We start from the raw sequence: 15479 nt of genomic DNA on the forward strand, positions 1-15479 counted from the left end.
GTCCCCTCCCAGATCAGCGCGTCGGATAATTTGGCGCTTCGCGAGTGATAGACACATCGTGGACATGGCTCTCGGTCAGGCCCGCATTGGTAATGCGCACGAAGTTCGCGTTCTTGCGCAAGTCCTCGATGGTGGCGCTGCCGGTATAGCCCATCGCCGCCTTGATCCCGCCGACGAGCTGGTGAACGACCGCGCTTGCTGGCCCCTTGTACGGCACTTGGCCTTCGATGCCTTCAGGCACGAGTTTCTGCTGCGACACGTCCGCCTGGAAATAACGGTCCGCGCTGCCGCGTGCCATTGCGCCCACGCTGCCCATGCCGCGATAGCTCTTGTAGCTGCGGCCCTGATAGATGAACGTTTCTCCAGGCGCTTCCTCGGTGCCGGCGAGCATGGACCCCACCATGATGGAGCTGGCGCCACCTGCCAGAGCCTTCGCCGCATCGCCGCTGGTACGAAGTCCGCCGTCGCCGATCACCGGCACGCCCTGCTTGTCGGCTTCCTCGACACTATCCATGATCGCGGTCAGCTGCGGCACACCGACACCGGCAACCACGCGCGTGGTGCAGATCGAACCCGGACCGATACCGACCTTCACCGCATCCGCCCCTGCACCGCACAGCGCCTTGGTCGCTTCGCCCGTGGCGACGTTGCCTGCAATGACCTGCACAGCATTGGAGAGTTTCTTTACGCGCTCGACCGATTTGGACACTTCCTTGTTGTGGCCATGCGCCGTGTCGATGACGACCACATCGACGCCCGCATCGATCAGCGCTTCGGTACGCTCGAACCCCTTATCGCCCACAGTGGTGGCAGCAGCAACGCGCAGGCGGCCCTGCTCGTCCTTGGTGGCATGCGGATAAGCGACCGCCTTTTCGATATCCTTCACCGTAATCAGCCCGACGCAGCGCCCACCGTCGTCCACAACCAACAGCTTCTCGATCCGCCGCTGATGAAGGAGGCGGCGTGCTTCTTCCTGGCCGGTACCCAAAGGCACGGTGGCGAGGTTTTCGGTGGTCATCAGTTCGCTGACCGGCTGGCGGGGGTTTTCAGCGAAGCGCACATCGCGATTGGTAAGAATGCCGACCAGCTTCCCGCTGCGATCGGTAACGGGAATGCCGCTGATGCGGTTGGCAGTCATGATCTGCTGCGCATCACCCAGCGTGGCGTCGGGCAGGATGGTAATGGGATTGACGACCATACCGCTCTCATAGCGTTTCACGGCCCGAACGGCGGCGGCCTGTTCGTCCACCTCGAAATTACGGTGGAGCACACCGATACCGCCAAGCTGCGCCATCGCGATGGCCATGTCCGCCTCTGTCACAGTGTCCATGGCAGACGACAGGACCGGAATGTTGATCTGGATGTCGCGAGTGAGGCGCGTGGTAGTATTGGCCATGGATGGCAGAATATCGCTCTCGGCGGGACGCAGGAGCACGTCGTCGAAAGTAAGGCCGAGGGGGATGTCGAGATGTGCCACTGTTAAGAATCGCCTGCCGGGGGTGAAATGTGGCGGCCCATGTAACGATGGTGACCGGGATTAGCTAGTGCCTCACTTCAGGCGGCCCTTCGCTTCGGACCAAACAAACGGAAACCGAGATATGCAAAGAAACCAGAAGAAATTACTGCTGCAAGTATCGAGAAATCATCCCCCAAATTACTCTCATAGTCGTCATTTTGGTTTTCCCTACCAATCACCGATTCAGTCGGTGTCGAACCACTTGATATTGCAGGACTAAAGACCGGCTCAGCAATACAGGGCATCCTCAAGCGTGTCCCATGAAATGAGGCCATTTACGGCTCGCCAGACCTGTTCTTCGTATTGGCGATCGTACGGAAAGATAAACGCTGAGGAGCAACTGATTTGAAAAACCTGCAGAGGATAAATTTGAGGCAAGCCTTCATCTGAATCACTTGAGAAATTGCCCGCTAGCAGGATGAGCTGGGGATTCGGTCGAGTTTGAGGCAAGCCGAAAGTCGAATTGTGCCATCTTACGTGCTGTATGCCTGCAAGATTGCCTTTGAATCTGCGATCGATCTTGATTGTAAAAAGAGCAAACTCAGCATTCTTGTATTCGGGATGCTGAACAAGCTCGTATTTTTCCACATTAGCAGAAACTATGAAATCAGCTTGATTGATATCTTCGATAACCTGCTGCTTCACCATTGCACAAGCGAAAGTGGGACTCTCCCAAAACAAAGCAATAAATGCAATTAATAGCGGACGTATAGTGTTCACTCCGCCGTCCACCCGCCATCGACGCTCCAGTTCGCGCCGTTCACGTTCTGCGCCTCGTCACGGCAAAGGAATACAGCCAGCGCGCCGAGTTCCTCGGGCTGGACGAACTTCTTCGTCGGTTGCTTGGCTAGGAGCACCTCATTTATCACCTGCTCGCGCGTCATCCCGCGGGCCTTCATCGTGTCCGGTATCTGGTTCTCCACCAGCGGCGTCCACACATAGCCGGGGCTGATGCAGTTCGCGGTAATGCCGTGTTCGGCCAGTTCGAGCGCGATGGTCTTGGTGAATCCGGCAAGGCCGTGTTTGGCCGAAATATAGGCGCTTTTGTAGGGCGAGGCCGCTTTCGAATGCGCGCTGGCGGTATTGATGATGCGCCCCCAGCCCTTCTCTTTCATTCCCGGGACGGAAAGGCGCGTGGTGTGGAAGGCAGCCGTGAGATTGAGCGCGATGATAGTGTCCCATTTCTCGACCGGGAATTCCTCCACCGGCGATACATGCTGCAGACCGGCATTGTTTACGAGAATATCCACCTCGCCCGCCTCCGCCATCATCTCCTCGATCTGAGCTACGTCGGTAAGATCGGCACCGGAGTGCGTGGCGCCCAGTTCCTCGCATAATTTGGCGATTTCGCTCTCATCGCCGAAGCCATTGAGGACGATGCTGGCCCCCTCCCCAGCCATGGCTCTGGCGATGGCGAGGCCGATGCCGCTGGTCGATCCGGTGACTAGTGCGCGCTTACCTTCGAGAAACATTTTGCTCTCCGAGCGTTGGGGCTACAATCAGTCACGGCCATCGCGCACAGGGAGCGCGCTGTAAAGCGGCCAATACAGAGGGGACATTCATGCGGCTCAATCCATTCGATACCAGCAAGATCGACGTCGGAACTACCGGTGGTCGGGGCGGCGTGGGCAAGGCCGGGGGCATCGGCTGCGGCACGATCATCCTCGCAGCGCTTGGATACTTCGTCTTCGGATTGGACCCAATGCAGACTGCGGCCACAGTCGAAAGTGTCCAGCAAGGATCGGCGGAGCAAGTTCCCCAGAACGAGGATGAACAGGCGATCTGTTCCTCGAACGCCTATGCCACCGAGACCTGTAACGCGCTAACCTCGCTCAACGACACCTGGGCGCGGGTTTTCCGCGAACAGGGCTTGGGCGACCGCTTCCGCCAACCCGGATTGCGCTTTGCGACCGCCAACCAGTTCCAGACCGGATGCGGTACGGGGTCCGTCGGCATGGGCCCCTTTTACTGCCCCGCCGACCAGCGTATTTATATTGACGTTAATTTCTACGACCAACTTGCTCAAATGAGCGGCAACCGCGGCGATTTCGCACGCTATTATGTGGTCGCCCATGAATATGGCCATCACATCCAGACGATCACGGGCATATCGGGCCAGATCGCCAGTGCGCAACAACAGAACCCGCGCGCGGCCAATCAGCTTCAGGTCCGGATGGAGTTGCAGGCCGACTGTTATGCCGGCGTATGGGCTGGCAAGAACCGCAATCTCATCGAACCCGGAGACATCGAGGAAGGCATGCAGGCAGCAGCAGCCATCGGCGACGATCGCCTGACCGGCGGCCGCGTTTCCTCCGAGAACTTCACCCACGGCACCAGCGCCCAGCGCAGCGAGGCCTTGCGTGCCGGGCTCGGGGGCGATGACAGCGTTTGCGACCAGTATACCAATATGGGCTAAGTGCCTCCTTGGAATGGAGCAAAAGGGTGCGTGGTCCGAGCTGGCCGCGCCCTTTTTTCAGCAAGAATGAACGTCATTCGTCCAACAATTTCTTGAACTGTTCTGCTGGCGGCGGGATTTCTACGGAACAAGCTGGTCTCTCAACCACTGGATGAGTTCATCTCCCCAGTCAAAAGGGAAAGACGAGAATGGAAAAACAGGACCGTCAGACTGTGCTGACAGCCCCCCAGCTTCGCCTGATGGGCAGCGTGGATGAGGCGATGTATGCCGAATTCCGCAATCAGTTGAGCGCGGCACCAAAAGAGGGGCCTCTGGTCGTTGCGCTAACCACTCTTGGCGGCAACCCGGAAATCGCGCGGGCGATGGCCGACGATATTCGCCTTCTGCGCGAAGCAGGGCGCACGATATATTTCCTTGGCAAAGCCGCGGTTTACTCCGCCGGAGCGACTTTCATGGCGGGTTTCCCTGTCGAATGCCGCTTCCTGACGCGCGACACCACATTGCTGGTGCACGAGCGCCAGATCGCCAAAACCATAAACCTGTCCGGACCACTGCGAAGCTGCATCGCGCAGCTCAAAGCCGCGCTGAACGAAATCGACCAGTCAATCGCCATCGAGGAAGCGGGCTTCAGGTCTCTGGCAGATGGATCTGAGGTCGACTTCGAGGAGATAAGGGATAAGGCGCCTGACAACTGGTATATCGGTTCAGAAGAAGCAAAACGCCGCGGATTGATTTCGGATATCATCTGAGGCTCAGTCAGATTAGGATCGCCAAATGATTAGGACGTTCATCTCACTGGCCGCTTTGGCTGCGAGCCCGTTGGCCGCACAAGACGCCGATCCCCAAACGGACCACGAAACCACGCTGGTGGTGCTGGAAACCACCGCTGGAGATATCACGGTAGCACTGGAAACCGAACGGGCACCGATAACCTCGCGCAATTTTCTTCGTTACGCGGACGAAGATCGTTTCGATGGCACCGTGTTCTATCGCGCCATGCATCTCGACTGGGGGGACCCGCCCAATGGTTTGATCCAGGGCGGGACTCAGAACGATCCGGACCGTGTTCTGGACGGGATAGCGCACGAGCCCACCGACCAGACCGGTCTAACCCATACCGATGGCGCACTTTCGATGGCGCGTCTGGAACCCGGTACAGCGACAGGCGACTTTTCGATCATGATCAAGGATCAGACCGGCTTGGACGCCCAGCCTGCCAGCGAAGATGCCAACCTGCGCGCAGGCTACGCAGTTTTCGGCTATGTCGTCGAGGGCATGGATGTCGTCCGTGCGATCCACGCCTCGCCGCGCGATCCGGACGCTGGTGAAGGCTGGATGAAAGGTCAGATGCTGGCGCAGCCGGTAACGATAATCGACGTCAGGCGAGTTTCGGAAGACTAACGACGCGCGCTCGCAATACGGTCTCCGAGTAGATCGAGAAATTCAGCGAAATCGTCTTTGGAGCGGAAATTATCCGACCCGATCCGAATTTTCTCGCCGTTATCGCTCACGATCTTGACGAAATGATTACCCTTGTACCTACTGAGCGAGACATCAACGATGGAGGCATAGGACAGGCGCCTGGATTTGCGCGAGAGTGGGCTCCCCCTCCCTTCAACTGCGCTGCCGTCGAGTGTGAGAAAGGTCTTGGAAGTCAGGCCTGACACGAGTTCCAGACCACCCGCGAGCGCCAGCGCGACAGCAAAGAGAGCCAAAAGGCCGAAAAGCAAGTCGGCTCCGAGCGGCCCCAAGGTGATCATTCCATTAATGACAACTCCTCGTGGGTCGAGGACCTTTTCGACCATGACGAGGGCACCGGCACCGAAGAGGATCATGCACAAAAACATGCTCAGCGGTTTCGGCGTTATGTCGAACTTGCGCACCGCATGATCAGCCAGGGGATTTCCTTTTGACCCTCCGCTGCGTGCCGCGGACAAGCCGTCTAATTTTGCCGGCGACCCTCCCGGAGCCAGCCCCTTACGTCCGAAACTCATGCCCCACCCGCTTTCTGATTTTGATCCGCAACTTAATGCTAGAAGCTGGCTGTAAAAGTTCCGTTACAACTCAAAGAGGCTCTCAACATTCCTCCGCGGTATTCTTCGGGATTGGCCCAGGCGGCACGCGTGCGGCGCTCATCCAGAAGGGATCGGACTTGAGGCGGTGGTTTGACCCATACGCCTTGGCGAGTGCCGCGTAGAGCTGAGTGTCGTAATCCTTCAGGTCTGAATGGTTTAAAATGCGCGTCCCTTCGACCACAACCAAGCGGTTGGAATTGAACCAGATCTGGGTGCCTTCCGCCCAATATTCCTGGATGGTCGTGGTCGCATATTCGTTAAGCCAAAGATCACTCGCCAGCGCATTGGCGTAGGCTGCCTCGACTTCGCGATACAGCTTCGGATCCACACCATCGATAGCGAACAGAATATTGTGCGCCATTTCGTGCACGAAGATCGTTTCGCCCCAGTAGCGCGTGGTCGGCAGACCCAGCACATCCTCTTCAGAGCCGACTGAGCGCGGCCCGCCAATGCCGCGGGCGCGCGCATCCCAATAGGCACGGTCGCTCATGGCACCGATGCGGGTATCATAATGCTTGAGTTCGCAGCGCGTCAGCCTCGGATCGTCCCGCGCGGGCTTGGTCCAGTTTGCCTTGTCCGGCAGATCGAGCAGCGCCTCCTCCTCGGCGATAATTGCCACCCGGTAGTCGTTGGCAGAAAGCCACTTGGCCAGTTCGGGCCGATTGCTCAGCATACCCCGGGTCATGTCGCGCGCGGCGAGCAGCGCTTCGTCAGGGACCCGCTCGCTCGACTGGATTGGGATTCCGTCCGCGACGACCTGTTTGCGGTAAAACCCTTCACTTTCCGGCAAGCGCTGCACGGTAACGCAGCCGGTCGCTAGCAGCGCAAGGATGGCAGCGACACGTTTCATAGCAGACGTGCACGTTGTTCCGGCGTGAGCAATGCGCAGGCCTGCGTCTTGCCGAACCAGCGGTAGCGATTGCGAGCAATCATCCGATAGATCGCATCGCGCAGTGGCCGCGGCATAAGCCGTGCGACAAGGGTAAGCCTCCACATCCCGCCAAGCCGCTTGGCCAGCTGAAAATACCCCTCGCTCATCCCGTAAGCCCTGCCATCGGCAAGGAAGAGGTAGGTTTCATCGACGGCCATTTCGTAATGGCGATACAGCGCACTACCTATCGGACCCTGAGCGCTGGTGAAGGCGATGGCGCCCTTGCGGTCCTGCTTCATCAGGAAGTTCGCCCCTCCCGAACAAAGCAGGCAGATATTGTCGAAGACGAAGAGCGGGCGGCTGTCATCGAATAAAGGAACGTCGGGATCTTCCCGATAACTGTAGGGTCGCCGCGTCAATCGTCTATCCAGCTTACGTCGAGATCGGCAAAGGCATCCCGATATTCATCGAGCGTTATGACATCCAGGCAAGGCCTCGCACCCGGCGCCAGCTGTGCACCGTGCGCGAGTTTCCTGGCGATGAGGATCACCGGGATGACCGGGATATTCGGGTCGTCACCACTGCGCGCGATGATCCAGTGCCGCCGGCTGACGGACTGCCCGGCATGATCCACGCCTTCGATAACCATATGAAACCCGCTGCGCCCCCTGCTCAAGGCATTGAAGGGGCGAGACAGCTGGACAAGCAGCGGCGCGAAGCGCGCCAGATTGGGTAGCAGCCGCCATCGCCGCAGCAATCCCGCAATCCACAAACCGAAGTGAAGCGGCGCAACTTCGTGGCCTGCAAGAAAGCGATGGTCGGTGAGGCCACGGTAACGCTGAGGGAAAATCTCCAGATCGGGAACGTTACCAGCGGAAAACCAGCGTGTGCCCAATTCAGGATAGGTCACGGATTCCAGCCCCCGCCACCCTGTCTCGCGCTGCATCCTACCCTGACGCAAGCGTGTGAAGTGCTCGCCGACGTAGGACAGCACCGCCGCCACGGTCCCAGCCCCGCGATTGGCCTGCTCGGCTCCGCTGATGCCATATTCGACGCGGCGTAATTCTGCCATTTCGCCGAGCGCCGCATCGCAATAGGCTGCGGTCAGCGCGGGCACGGAGCTTGCGCCTGCCAGTACGGCCACGCCGCGCGCCTTGGCGTCAGCTTCGAGCTCGGTAATGCCGCAAACGAAGTCGCGCGCATCCGCGATGTCGCAGTAATGCGCTCCGACCGAGATGGCCGCGCGTGCGACGCCGTAACCCTGCCCATTGTAAGGGCCCACCATGTTTATCACGAGGTCTGGGTCGATACCGCGCAGCATCTCCTCCGGTGGCGACGTAATATCGACCGCCTCGCCGATAGCTGGATTGGCGGCACCCAGCATTGCGGCAAAGTGGCGGGCCTTGGCACCATCCCGCCCGCAGATCACCAGTTCGATCTGCGGATCGCTTGCCAGGGCCCGCGCGACATAGCCGCCGAAATTGCCGTAACCTCCGATGACAGCGACGCGCAGGGGCCGACCCGGCGCGCGCGCCACCTTAGTACACCCGTTTCTTCGGTTCGATATACTTCACGTCGTCGGTGAGCGTGTATTCGTGGACCGGACGGTAATCGATCTTCACACCGCCGCCGCTGCCGCCCCAGCCTTCGAACCACGCGATGGTGTGCTTCATCCACTCCGCATCGTTCCGATCCGGGAAATCCTCATGCGCGTGCGCGCCGCGGCTTTCCTTGCGATTTTCGGCGGATGCCATGGTGACATTGGCCTGCGCGATCAGGTTGTCGAGCTCGAGCGTTTCGACGAGATCGCTGTTCCAGATCAGCGAGCGGTCGAAAACCTTGATGTCTTCCATCCGCTTGTTCACGTTTTTCAACACGTCGACGCCTTCGGCCAGCAGCTTGCTGTCGCGGAAAACTGCGGCGTGCTTCTGCATACCCTTCTGCATTTCCGCGCGTACTTCCGCAGTTGGCGATCCGCCGTCTGCGTGACGGAAATGGTCGAGACGGCCAAGCGCCATGTCCGCGCTGCTCGATGGCAGTTCCGCCTGGCTCGCGCCGGGCTTCACCGTATCGCGCAGGCGGTGTCCGATAGCGCGGCCAAACACCACCAGATCGATCAGCGAGTTGGAGCCGAGACGGTTCGCACCGTGGACCGAGACGCAGCCCGCTTCGCCGGCAGCAAACAGACCGGGTACGATCTTCTCCGGATCGCCCGGATCACCCGCCAGCACTTCGCCGTGGAAGTTGGTCGGGATGCCGCCCATGTTGTAATGCACGGTCGGCGTGACAGGCAGAGGCTGTTTGGTGAGGTCGACACCGGCAAAGATCTTGCCGCTTTCGGTGATACCCGGCAGGCGTTCACCCAGCACCTTCGGATCGATGTGATCGAGGTGCAGGAAAATGTGGTCGCCATCCGGGCCGACACCGCGGCCTTCGCGCATTTCCAGTGCCATCGAGCGCGAAACGACGTCACGTGATGCGAGATCCTTCGCTGAAGGAGCATAACGCTCCATAAAGCGCTCGCCTTCGGAGTTGGTCAGATAACCACCCTCGCCGCGCGCACCTTCGGTGATCAGCACGCCTGCTCCGTAAATGCCGGTCGGGTGGAATTGAACGAATTCCATGTCCTGAAGCGGGAGGCCTGCGCGCAGAACCATGCCGCCGCCGTCACCAGTGCAGGTATGGGCCGAAGTAGCCGTGAAGTAGCAGCGGCCATAACCGCCGGTCGCGAGGACCACGGCCTGACTGCGGAAGCGATGGATCGTCCCGTCATCGAGACACATAGCGATCACGCCGCGGCAAACCTTGCCGTCAGGGCCATCTTCCATAATCAGATCGAGCGCGAAATATTCGATGAAGAAGTCCGCGTCATACTTCAGGCTCTGCTGGTAGAGCGCGTGGAGCATGGCGTGGCCGGTGCGGTCGGCCGCGGCGCAGGTGCGCTGCACCGGCGGGCCTTCGCCCATATTCTGCATGTGGCCGCCGAACGGACGCTGGTAGATCGTGCCGTCGTCGTTACGGCTGAAGGGCACCCCGGCATGCTCCAGCTCGTAAACCGCCTGCGGCGCTTCGCGGACCATATATTCGATCGCGTCCTGGTCGCCGAGCCAGTCGGAACCCTTGACCGTATCGTACATATGCCACGACCAGTGGTCGGGCGTGTTGTTGCCGAGGCTGGCGGCGATACCGCCCTGAGCCGCAACGGTGTGCGAGCGGGTGGGGAAGACCTTGGTGATGCAGGCCGTTTTCAAACCGGCTTCGGCGCTGCCCATGGTGGCGCGCAAACCAGAACCGCCGGCGCCCACCACCACTGCGTCATAGACATGGTCGATGATCGGGTAGCTGCGGCCGCCGATTTCGAATGTGTCGGTACGGGCCATCAGACGGCTCCTCCGAGGGCGATGCGGGCGATCGAGATGAGGCCGAAAGCGCCGCCGCCGATAGTTGCAAGGTTGAGAAGGGTGATTGCGGCGAATTTGGAGCCGGCGTCGTGGACATAATCTTCGACCAGCACCTGCAGGCCGAGGCGCGCGTGCCAGAAAACGCTGACGATCAGGAGCGCGAGCGCAGTCGCCGGGAGCGTCTGCGATGCCCATTCCGTCACCGCTGCATAATCGTAAGCCGGGAGCAGCGCGAGGCTGATCGCAAGAAACAGCATCAGCACGAGATTGCCGATGGCGGTGAAACGCTGCACCAGCCAGTGATGCGCGCCTTCATGCGCCGGGCCCAGCCCGCGCACGCGTCCGATGGGAGTTCCGTCACTCATGATTTGGCTCACTTGAGAAGGATCACCGCCCAGAAGGCGACGGTGAGGAGAATACCGAGAACCGGCGACAGGATCGACCAGGTCTTGTTCGTATCGAGTTCGTAACCGGCGCCGATGTCGAGGACGAAATGGCGCAGGCCGCTCATCATGTGGGTGAAGAACGCCCAGCTCAGGCCAACCAGCACGATGATTCCGATCGGCGAGCCCATGATGTCTGCAAAGGTGGCGTAGCTTTCCGGCCCGCCCGCCATCGCACCCAGCCACCACAGCAGCACGGCGAGGCCAACCAGTGCCAATCCGTCCCCCGTCACGCGGTGGAGGATCGAGACCAGCATGTGCGGACCCCATTTCCAGATTTGCAGATGCGGTGAAAGCGGGCGGTTTGCCATAGATGCCTTGTCCGTTACGTGAATTCAGTGGGGCCTCCTTAGCGAAGATGACGGCCCACGCAAGGCACACGGCCTCGACATCTGCTGCAAAATTCCGAATAGCGGGTTGCATGACAAGCATCCTACTTACCGGCTCTTCCCGCGGAATCGGCGCAGCAGCCAAATCGGCACTCGAAGCGCGCGGCGCCAAGGTCATCGGCCAGGCCACCCGTACCGACCGCGAAGATACGGTCCCTTCGAATTTCTGCGAACCAAATGCGCCGCACGAATTATGGCACGCCGCCCTCGCCCGGGCTGGCGGCAAGATCGACGTGCTGGTGAACAATGCCGGCCTGTTCGATCCCAATCCGATCGAGCGATCAGATATCGAATGGCTCGATGCGTGGGAGGATACGATGCGGATCAATCTCACCGCATCCGCTCAGCTGAGCCGTTTTGCCGTCCGCCACTGGCAGGAACGTGGCTGCACTGGCCGCATCGTCCATGTGGCGAGTCGCGCAGGACACCGCGGCGATTCGCCCGCGCATTGGCATTATGCGGCCAGCAAAGGCGGTATGCTGGCGATGCATAAAAGCATCGCGCGGGCCTATGCCGGCCAAGGTATTCTGAGCTTCGCGATCACTCCGGGCTTCACCGACACGGCGATGGCTGGGGATTATCTGGAAAGCCGGGGCGGGCCCGGCCTCCTGGCGGACATTCCCCTTGGCCGCGTGGCCGAGCCGGAAGAGATTGCACGGCTGATCGAATTCTGCGCACTCGACGCGCCAGCGAGCATGACGGGTGCGACGCTGGATGCTAACGGGGCGAGCTATGTCCGCTAAGTATCTCATTTCCCTCGCACTGGGCATCAGCGTGGCTGGCTGCACGGGCGCTGTACTCGCAGAAGAAGAAGGCATGACCACAGCGATCAGCCGAGAACCCACTCTAGATCCGGTTGATCTGAAGCAACAGCGCCTGGCCTTTCTCGACACATGCGAAGCGTGGGACGATTGGGCCAAGCCTTCCCCGCCGTTCCAGCTGATCGGCAACAGCTTTTACGTCGGCACCTGCGGCATTTCGGCGGTGCTGGTCACCAGCGATGACGGGCATGTCCTGATCGATACCGGCGTGCCCGAAGCTGCACCGCTGGTTCTCGCCAACATCCGCCGGCTTGGCTTCGATCCACGCGATGTCCGCTTTATCCTGATGAGCCACGAACATTTCGATCACGTGGGCGCGCATGCCGCTCTTGCCGAAGCAACAGGGGCGCAAATCATCTCTTCACCGCAGGCCGAAGCCGTCCTGCAAAGCGGGCTGGCGGCAGCTGATGATCCACAGGCCGAAATGGATCACCCGGCCATGACGCCGGTGGAGGTGGGACAAATCCTCTCCGATGGCGAAGTTCTCAGGCTGGGTGAGCTAGAATTCACCGCTCACGCCACTCCGGGCCACACCCCCGGCGCAATGAGCTGGACGTGGAACTCTTGCAGCCTAGCCTCCGAACCACGTGCCTGTAGCAGAATGGCCTATGTCGACAGCCTCTCGGCGGTTTCCTCCGACGGCTATCGCTTCAGCGACCACCCCGCCTATCTTGCCGCCTTTCGCGACAGCATCGAAAAAGTGCGGCTGCTGCCCTGCGATTTCATCGTCACCCCGCACCCCTCGGCGAGCCAGTTGCTGAAAAACCTTCGGGATGGAACATTCGGCGCGCCGGGCCAGTGCGGGACTTACGCTGCCTCCTTGTCCGCAAAACTCGATGCCCGTCTGGCTAAGGAGGCTGATGAATGAGCTCGTGGAAGCTATCCGGCGAAGCTGGAAAGAAAATCGTTCAGGAAGCGCTGCTGGCACACGACGAGGCTTTGGGTTTCCCGGAGGAACTGGTCGTCTCGGGCCGCGAGATTGCCGAGGACAGGCCTGATGACTGGATTTTGGAGGTGTGGCTCGATCACAAGCCGACCGCTTCCGACAAGAGAGCCGTCGAAGCGCTGTTCGCTGAGGGCGCCCCCGAACTGTCTGCGGAAAAGCTTGCCGAGCAGGATTGGGTAACTCTTAGCCAGCAAGGCGTGGAACCCATCCGGGCAGGCCGCTTCCATGTTCACACGCCGGAATATCCCGCCGATGACAGTCTGGTCGATTTCATCATTCCAGCCAGCCAGGCATTCGGCACGGGACAGCACAAGACAACCGCCGCGTGTCTTGCCATGCTCGACCTCATGAAGAGCGAGGGCTTGGTGGTTCGAAATCATGCAGACATCGGCACTGGAACCGGCCTGCTTGCCTTCGCTGCCATGCACTTGTGGCCTCGTGCCCGGGCAACTGCTTCGGATATCGACGCGGTCTGCGCCGGCGTGGTCGTGGACAATTGCGCTACGAACGGCATCGCGATGGGGCCCGGCCCCGGCGAACTGACCATGGTGATCGCTCCGGGGACGCACGATCAGTTGATCCAAGCGCGGGCGCCCTACGATTTGCTGATCGCCAATATTCTCGCGGGTCCGCTGGTCGAACTCGCACCTGATTTCGCAAGTGTCACTACGCCCGGAGGCAGCCTGTTGCTGGCCGGTCTCCTCGTCACGCAGGAGGCCGAGGTACGCGCCGCATATAGAGCGCAAGGCTTCCGGCTCGCGCGAAGGGTGACGAACGGGGACTGGGCAATCCTGTGGCTTCGCAAAAGCCGGATCGAATGAAGGCGAAGCTGCTGCGGGCGGGCGCCTGGGCAATAGGAGCGATCATCTCTGCCATCGTGCTGTTTCTTTTCGCGGCATGGATCGGCAGTTCCATTCCCCGAAACCGATCTTGGACCGAGCCTGCCGAAGGCATCGAAATTATGGTGGGCGATAACGGCATCCATACCGAAATCGTCATGCCGCTGGTTTCTGACGTGAAGGACTGGCGAAACACTTTCCCATCCAGCGACCTGCCGGATGGCGCACAGCCCTATACTCATGTGGCCGTGAGCTGGGGCGAAAGGGAAGTTTTTCTCAACACGCCAACATGGGCCGATCTCAGCCTGTCGACCGCAGTCGGGGCAGCCCTCGGCGGAGATGGTCTGCTTCACGTGGCCCATTACGTGCGACCGGCTCCGGGTTCATCGAACCGCCCTCTACGCCTCACGCGAATGCAGTATGCGAAACTGGTGGCAGCGATCGAACGGCAGGCGCCTAGACCGGGAGATGGCAAGCCGCTGCGCGGCTATGCCCGTTACGATGTCTTCTACGATGCGCCGGGGACCTATCATCTGGGCAACACATGCAATCAGTGGACCAGCGACATGATGGCAAAGGCAGGCGTCAAGACAGGCCTCTGGACGCCCTTTCCCGGCGGGGTCATGAAGTGGATTGAGAATCCGTCTCTGCGGTGACCTCAGCCGTGCGCCGGTCGTGATAGCGGGCAACACTTCGCGTTACTTTCTGCATCATCTCCATTCGGGCGGCGTAGGAGGCCCGGGTACTCCCGATCATCACTGCAAGCGCATAATTCGTGCCGTCCGGCGAAGTGAGGATCCCGATGTCATTGTAGCCCGACTGGACCCCGTCGAAGAACTGGCCGGTGCCAGTCTTGTGCGCAATGGTCCATCCGGCCGGCACCCCGCCTTTTAGTCGCCTCGGCCCGCTGCGCGTGCGTTGCATCGTCGAGATGATGAGATCGGTCGAGTTTTCCGACAGCAAGTCACCCCTCGCAAGCCGCGCCAACGCCCTGGTGATGCCTTCGGGGCTGGCACCATCGATCGGATCGGCGAGGTAAGCCTCGAATGCGCGTCGCCGGTCTTCCTCGTCTACCAGATTGCGCGCTTCGTAAAACGCATTGTCGATTGAATAGGCCTGTTTCCATTTGAGACCCGCGATCGCGCTCTGCTTTGTCCGCTCGTCGGTGCCAAACTGGACCCCTCCAAGCTGATTGCGCCGCAGGAAGCCTTCCACTGCACTCGGACCTCCGACACGGCGCAGCAGACGGTCGTTTGCCGTATTGTCGCTCTGTGTGATCGCCCGGTCTATCAGGTCGGCATAATCGGTCGCGAAAGAGCCACGGGCGCGCACGATATTGCGGATGGGCTGATGGAAAACCGTCAGGTCTTCGGCGCGCAGTGTCACGGGTTCGCTCAGCTCCAGACCGCCATTGTCGGCAAGGTCGAGCGCGGTCAGAGACACCCATAGCTTGCTGACGCTCTGCTGCGGAAACCGTTTCTTTCCCGTATAGGACATAGTTGCGAGCGTATCCGCCTCGGTCACGGCGATACCCACATCGCCGCTGAAATTCTCGCCCAGATCCCGCAGCTGCTCCTGAAGCGCCAGCTGCGCCTCGGTCAGCTCCGGTTCCGGAGGCGGCGTCGGTTTCTGCTCGGCCAGCGTCACGCGTTTGTGAAAATCCTCGGCGGATTCGCCCGGAGTGCTCGCTATTGTGGCGAGGACGAGGAAGGCTCCGACGATGAGGACGGTGAGGATTAGTATGGGAGAACGGTTCACGTCA

At 60.3% G+C, this 15479-nt stretch carries 18 protein-coding genes; 7 read left to right on the forward strand and 11 right to left on the reverse strand.

From position 1 onward, the window contains the following. Positions 1–13: 13 nt before the first annotated feature. From guaB to ACI2I1_RS00345, 3 genes are all read right to left on the reverse strand, one after another. Complete coding sequence (guaB, locus tag ACI2I1_RS00335) at positions 14–1477, reverse strand: IMP dehydrogenase (protein ID WP_404677456.1); 1464 nt, start codon at positions 1475–1477, stop codon at positions 14–16. A 267-nt stretch (positions 1478–1744) separates the two neighbouring features. Beyond that, positions 1745–2236: a hypothetical protein gene (locus tag ACI2I1_RS00340; RefSeq protein WP_404677457.1), complete on the reverse strand. Its 492-nt coding sequence runs from the start codon at positions 2234–2236 to the stop codon at positions 1745–1747. Next, positions 2233–2988 (reverse strand): 3-hydroxybutyrate dehydrogenase, encoded by a 756-nt coding sequence (locus tag ACI2I1_RS00345; protein ID WP_404677458.1) that lies wholly within the window; start codon positions 2986–2988, stop codon positions 2233–2235. The genes ACI2I1_RS00340 and ACI2I1_RS00345 overlap by 4 nt, the downstream gene beginning before the upstream one ends. An 89-nt stretch (positions 2989–3077) precedes the next feature. Here ACI2I1_RS00345 and ACI2I1_RS00350 point away from each other — a divergent pair, with 89 nt between their 5' ends. The 3 genes from ACI2I1_RS00350 (at position 3078) to ACI2I1_RS00360 (ending at position 5333) form a co-directional block, all read left to right on the forward strand. After that, entirely contained in the window at positions 3078–3932 is an 855-nt protein-coding gene (locus ACI2I1_RS00350; protein ID WP_404677459.1) for a neutral zinc metallopeptidase, read from the forward strand. Between the two features lie 188 nt (positions 3933–4120). Beyond that, a complete protein-coding gene (locus ACI2I1_RS00355; protein WP_221542299.1) occupies positions 4121–4681 on the forward strand; it encodes an ATP-dependent Clp protease proteolytic subunit in 561 nt (186 codons plus the stop codon). A gap of 25 nt (positions 4682–4706) precedes the next feature. Beyond that, a complete protein-coding gene (locus ACI2I1_RS00360; RefSeq protein ID WP_404677460.1) occupies positions 4707–5333 on the forward strand; it encodes a peptidylprolyl isomerase in 627 nt (208 codons plus the stop codon). Here ACI2I1_RS00360 and ACI2I1_RS00365 read toward each other — a convergent pair. The 7 genes from ACI2I1_RS00365 to sdhC all read right to left on the reverse strand — a co-directional run bounded on the left by ACI2I1_RS00365 (position 5330) and on the right by sdhC (position 11033). After that, entirely contained in the window at positions 5330–5767 is a 438-nt protein-coding gene (locus ACI2I1_RS00365) for a hypothetical protein (RefSeq protein WP_404677461.1), read from the reverse strand. The genes ACI2I1_RS00360 and ACI2I1_RS00365 overlap by 4 nt on opposite strands. A gap of 241 nt (positions 5768–6008) precedes the next feature. Then, the gene (locus tag ACI2I1_RS00370) at positions 6009–6857 is read right to left on the reverse strand and encodes a glycoside hydrolase (RefSeq protein WP_404677462.1); all 849 of its coding nucleotides are present in this window, start codon (positions 6855–6857) and stop codon (positions 6009–6011) included. Further along, positions 6854–7297 (reverse strand): thiol-disulfide oxidoreductase DCC family protein, encoded by a 444-nt coding sequence (locus ACI2I1_RS00375; protein ID WP_404677463.1) that lies wholly within the window; start codon positions 7295–7297, stop codon positions 6854–6856. The genes ACI2I1_RS00370 and ACI2I1_RS00375 overlap by 4 nt, the downstream gene beginning before the upstream one ends. Beyond that, positions 7294–8415, reverse strand: a complete 1122-nt coding sequence (locus ACI2I1_RS00380; protein ID WP_404677464.1) for a saccharopine dehydrogenase family protein — start codon at positions 8413–8415, stop codon at positions 7294–7296. The genes ACI2I1_RS00375 and ACI2I1_RS00380 overlap by 4 nt, the downstream gene beginning before the upstream one ends. 1 nt (position 8416) lies before the next feature. Continuing rightward, complete coding sequence (sdhA, locus tag ACI2I1_RS00385; protein ID WP_221541437.1) at positions 8417–10258, reverse strand: succinate dehydrogenase flavoprotein subunit; 1842 nt, start codon at positions 10256–10258, stop codon at positions 8417–8419. After that, on the reverse strand, positions 10258–10644 hold the full coding sequence (gene sdhD, locus ACI2I1_RS00390; protein WP_224811710.1) for a succinate dehydrogenase, hydrophobic membrane anchor protein: 387 nt from the start codon (positions 10642–10644) through the stop codon (positions 10258–10260). The genes sdhA and sdhD overlap by 1 nt, the downstream gene beginning before the upstream one ends. An 8-nt stretch (positions 10645–10652) precedes the next feature. Continuing rightward, a complete protein-coding gene (sdhC, locus tag ACI2I1_RS00395; protein WP_404677465.1) occupies positions 10653–11033 on the reverse strand; it encodes a succinate dehydrogenase, cytochrome b556 subunit in 381 nt (126 codons plus the stop codon). Positions 11034–11143: 110 nt separating this feature from the next. On the opposite strand from sdhC, the gene ACI2I1_RS00400 reads away from it, so the two are divergent. Genes ACI2I1_RS00400 through ACI2I1_RS00415 form a run of 4 tightly spaced genes read left to right on the forward strand, consistent with a single transcriptional unit; the run spans position 11144 to position 14373 of the window. Next, positions 11144–11854 carry an SDR family NAD(P)-dependent oxidoreductase gene (locus ACI2I1_RS00400; RefSeq protein WP_404677466.1) on the forward strand — a complete coding sequence of 237 codons (711 nt, stop codon included), beginning with the start codon at positions 11144–11146 and terminating at the stop codon, positions 11852–11854. Further along, on the forward strand, positions 11844–12800 hold the full coding sequence (gene bla / locus ACI2I1_RS00405) for a subclass B3 metallo-beta-lactamase (protein ID WP_404677467.1): 957 nt from the start codon (positions 11844–11846) through the stop codon (positions 12798–12800). The genes ACI2I1_RS00400 and bla overlap by 11 nt, the downstream gene beginning before the upstream one ends. After that, positions 12797–13699 carry a 50S ribosomal protein L11 methyltransferase gene (locus ACI2I1_RS00410; protein ID WP_404677468.1) on the forward strand — a complete coding sequence of 301 codons (903 nt, stop codon included), beginning with the start codon at positions 12797–12799 and terminating at the stop codon, positions 13697–13699. The genes bla and ACI2I1_RS00410 overlap by 4 nt, the downstream gene beginning before the upstream one ends. After that, positions 13696–14373, forward strand: a complete 678-nt coding sequence (locus ACI2I1_RS00415; protein WP_404677469.1) for a DUF2459 domain-containing protein — start codon at positions 13696–13698, stop codon at positions 14371–14373. The genes ACI2I1_RS00410 and ACI2I1_RS00415 overlap by 4 nt, the downstream gene beginning before the upstream one ends. Here the strand turns inward: ACI2I1_RS00415 and ACI2I1_RS00420 are convergent. Beyond that, on the reverse strand, positions 14339–15475 hold the full coding sequence (locus ACI2I1_RS00420; protein WP_404677470.1) for a serine hydrolase: 1137 nt from the start codon (positions 15473–15475) through the stop codon (positions 14339–14341). The genes ACI2I1_RS00415 and ACI2I1_RS00420 overlap by 35 nt on opposite strands. Positions 15476–15479 lie beyond the last annotated feature (4 nt).

It is taken from the genome of Qipengyuania sp. NPDC077563 (assembly GCF_044901345.1).
GTDB classification, from domain to species: Bacteria; Pseudomonadota; Alphaproteobacteria; order Sphingomonadales; family Sphingomonadaceae; genus Qipengyuania; species Qipengyuania aestuarii.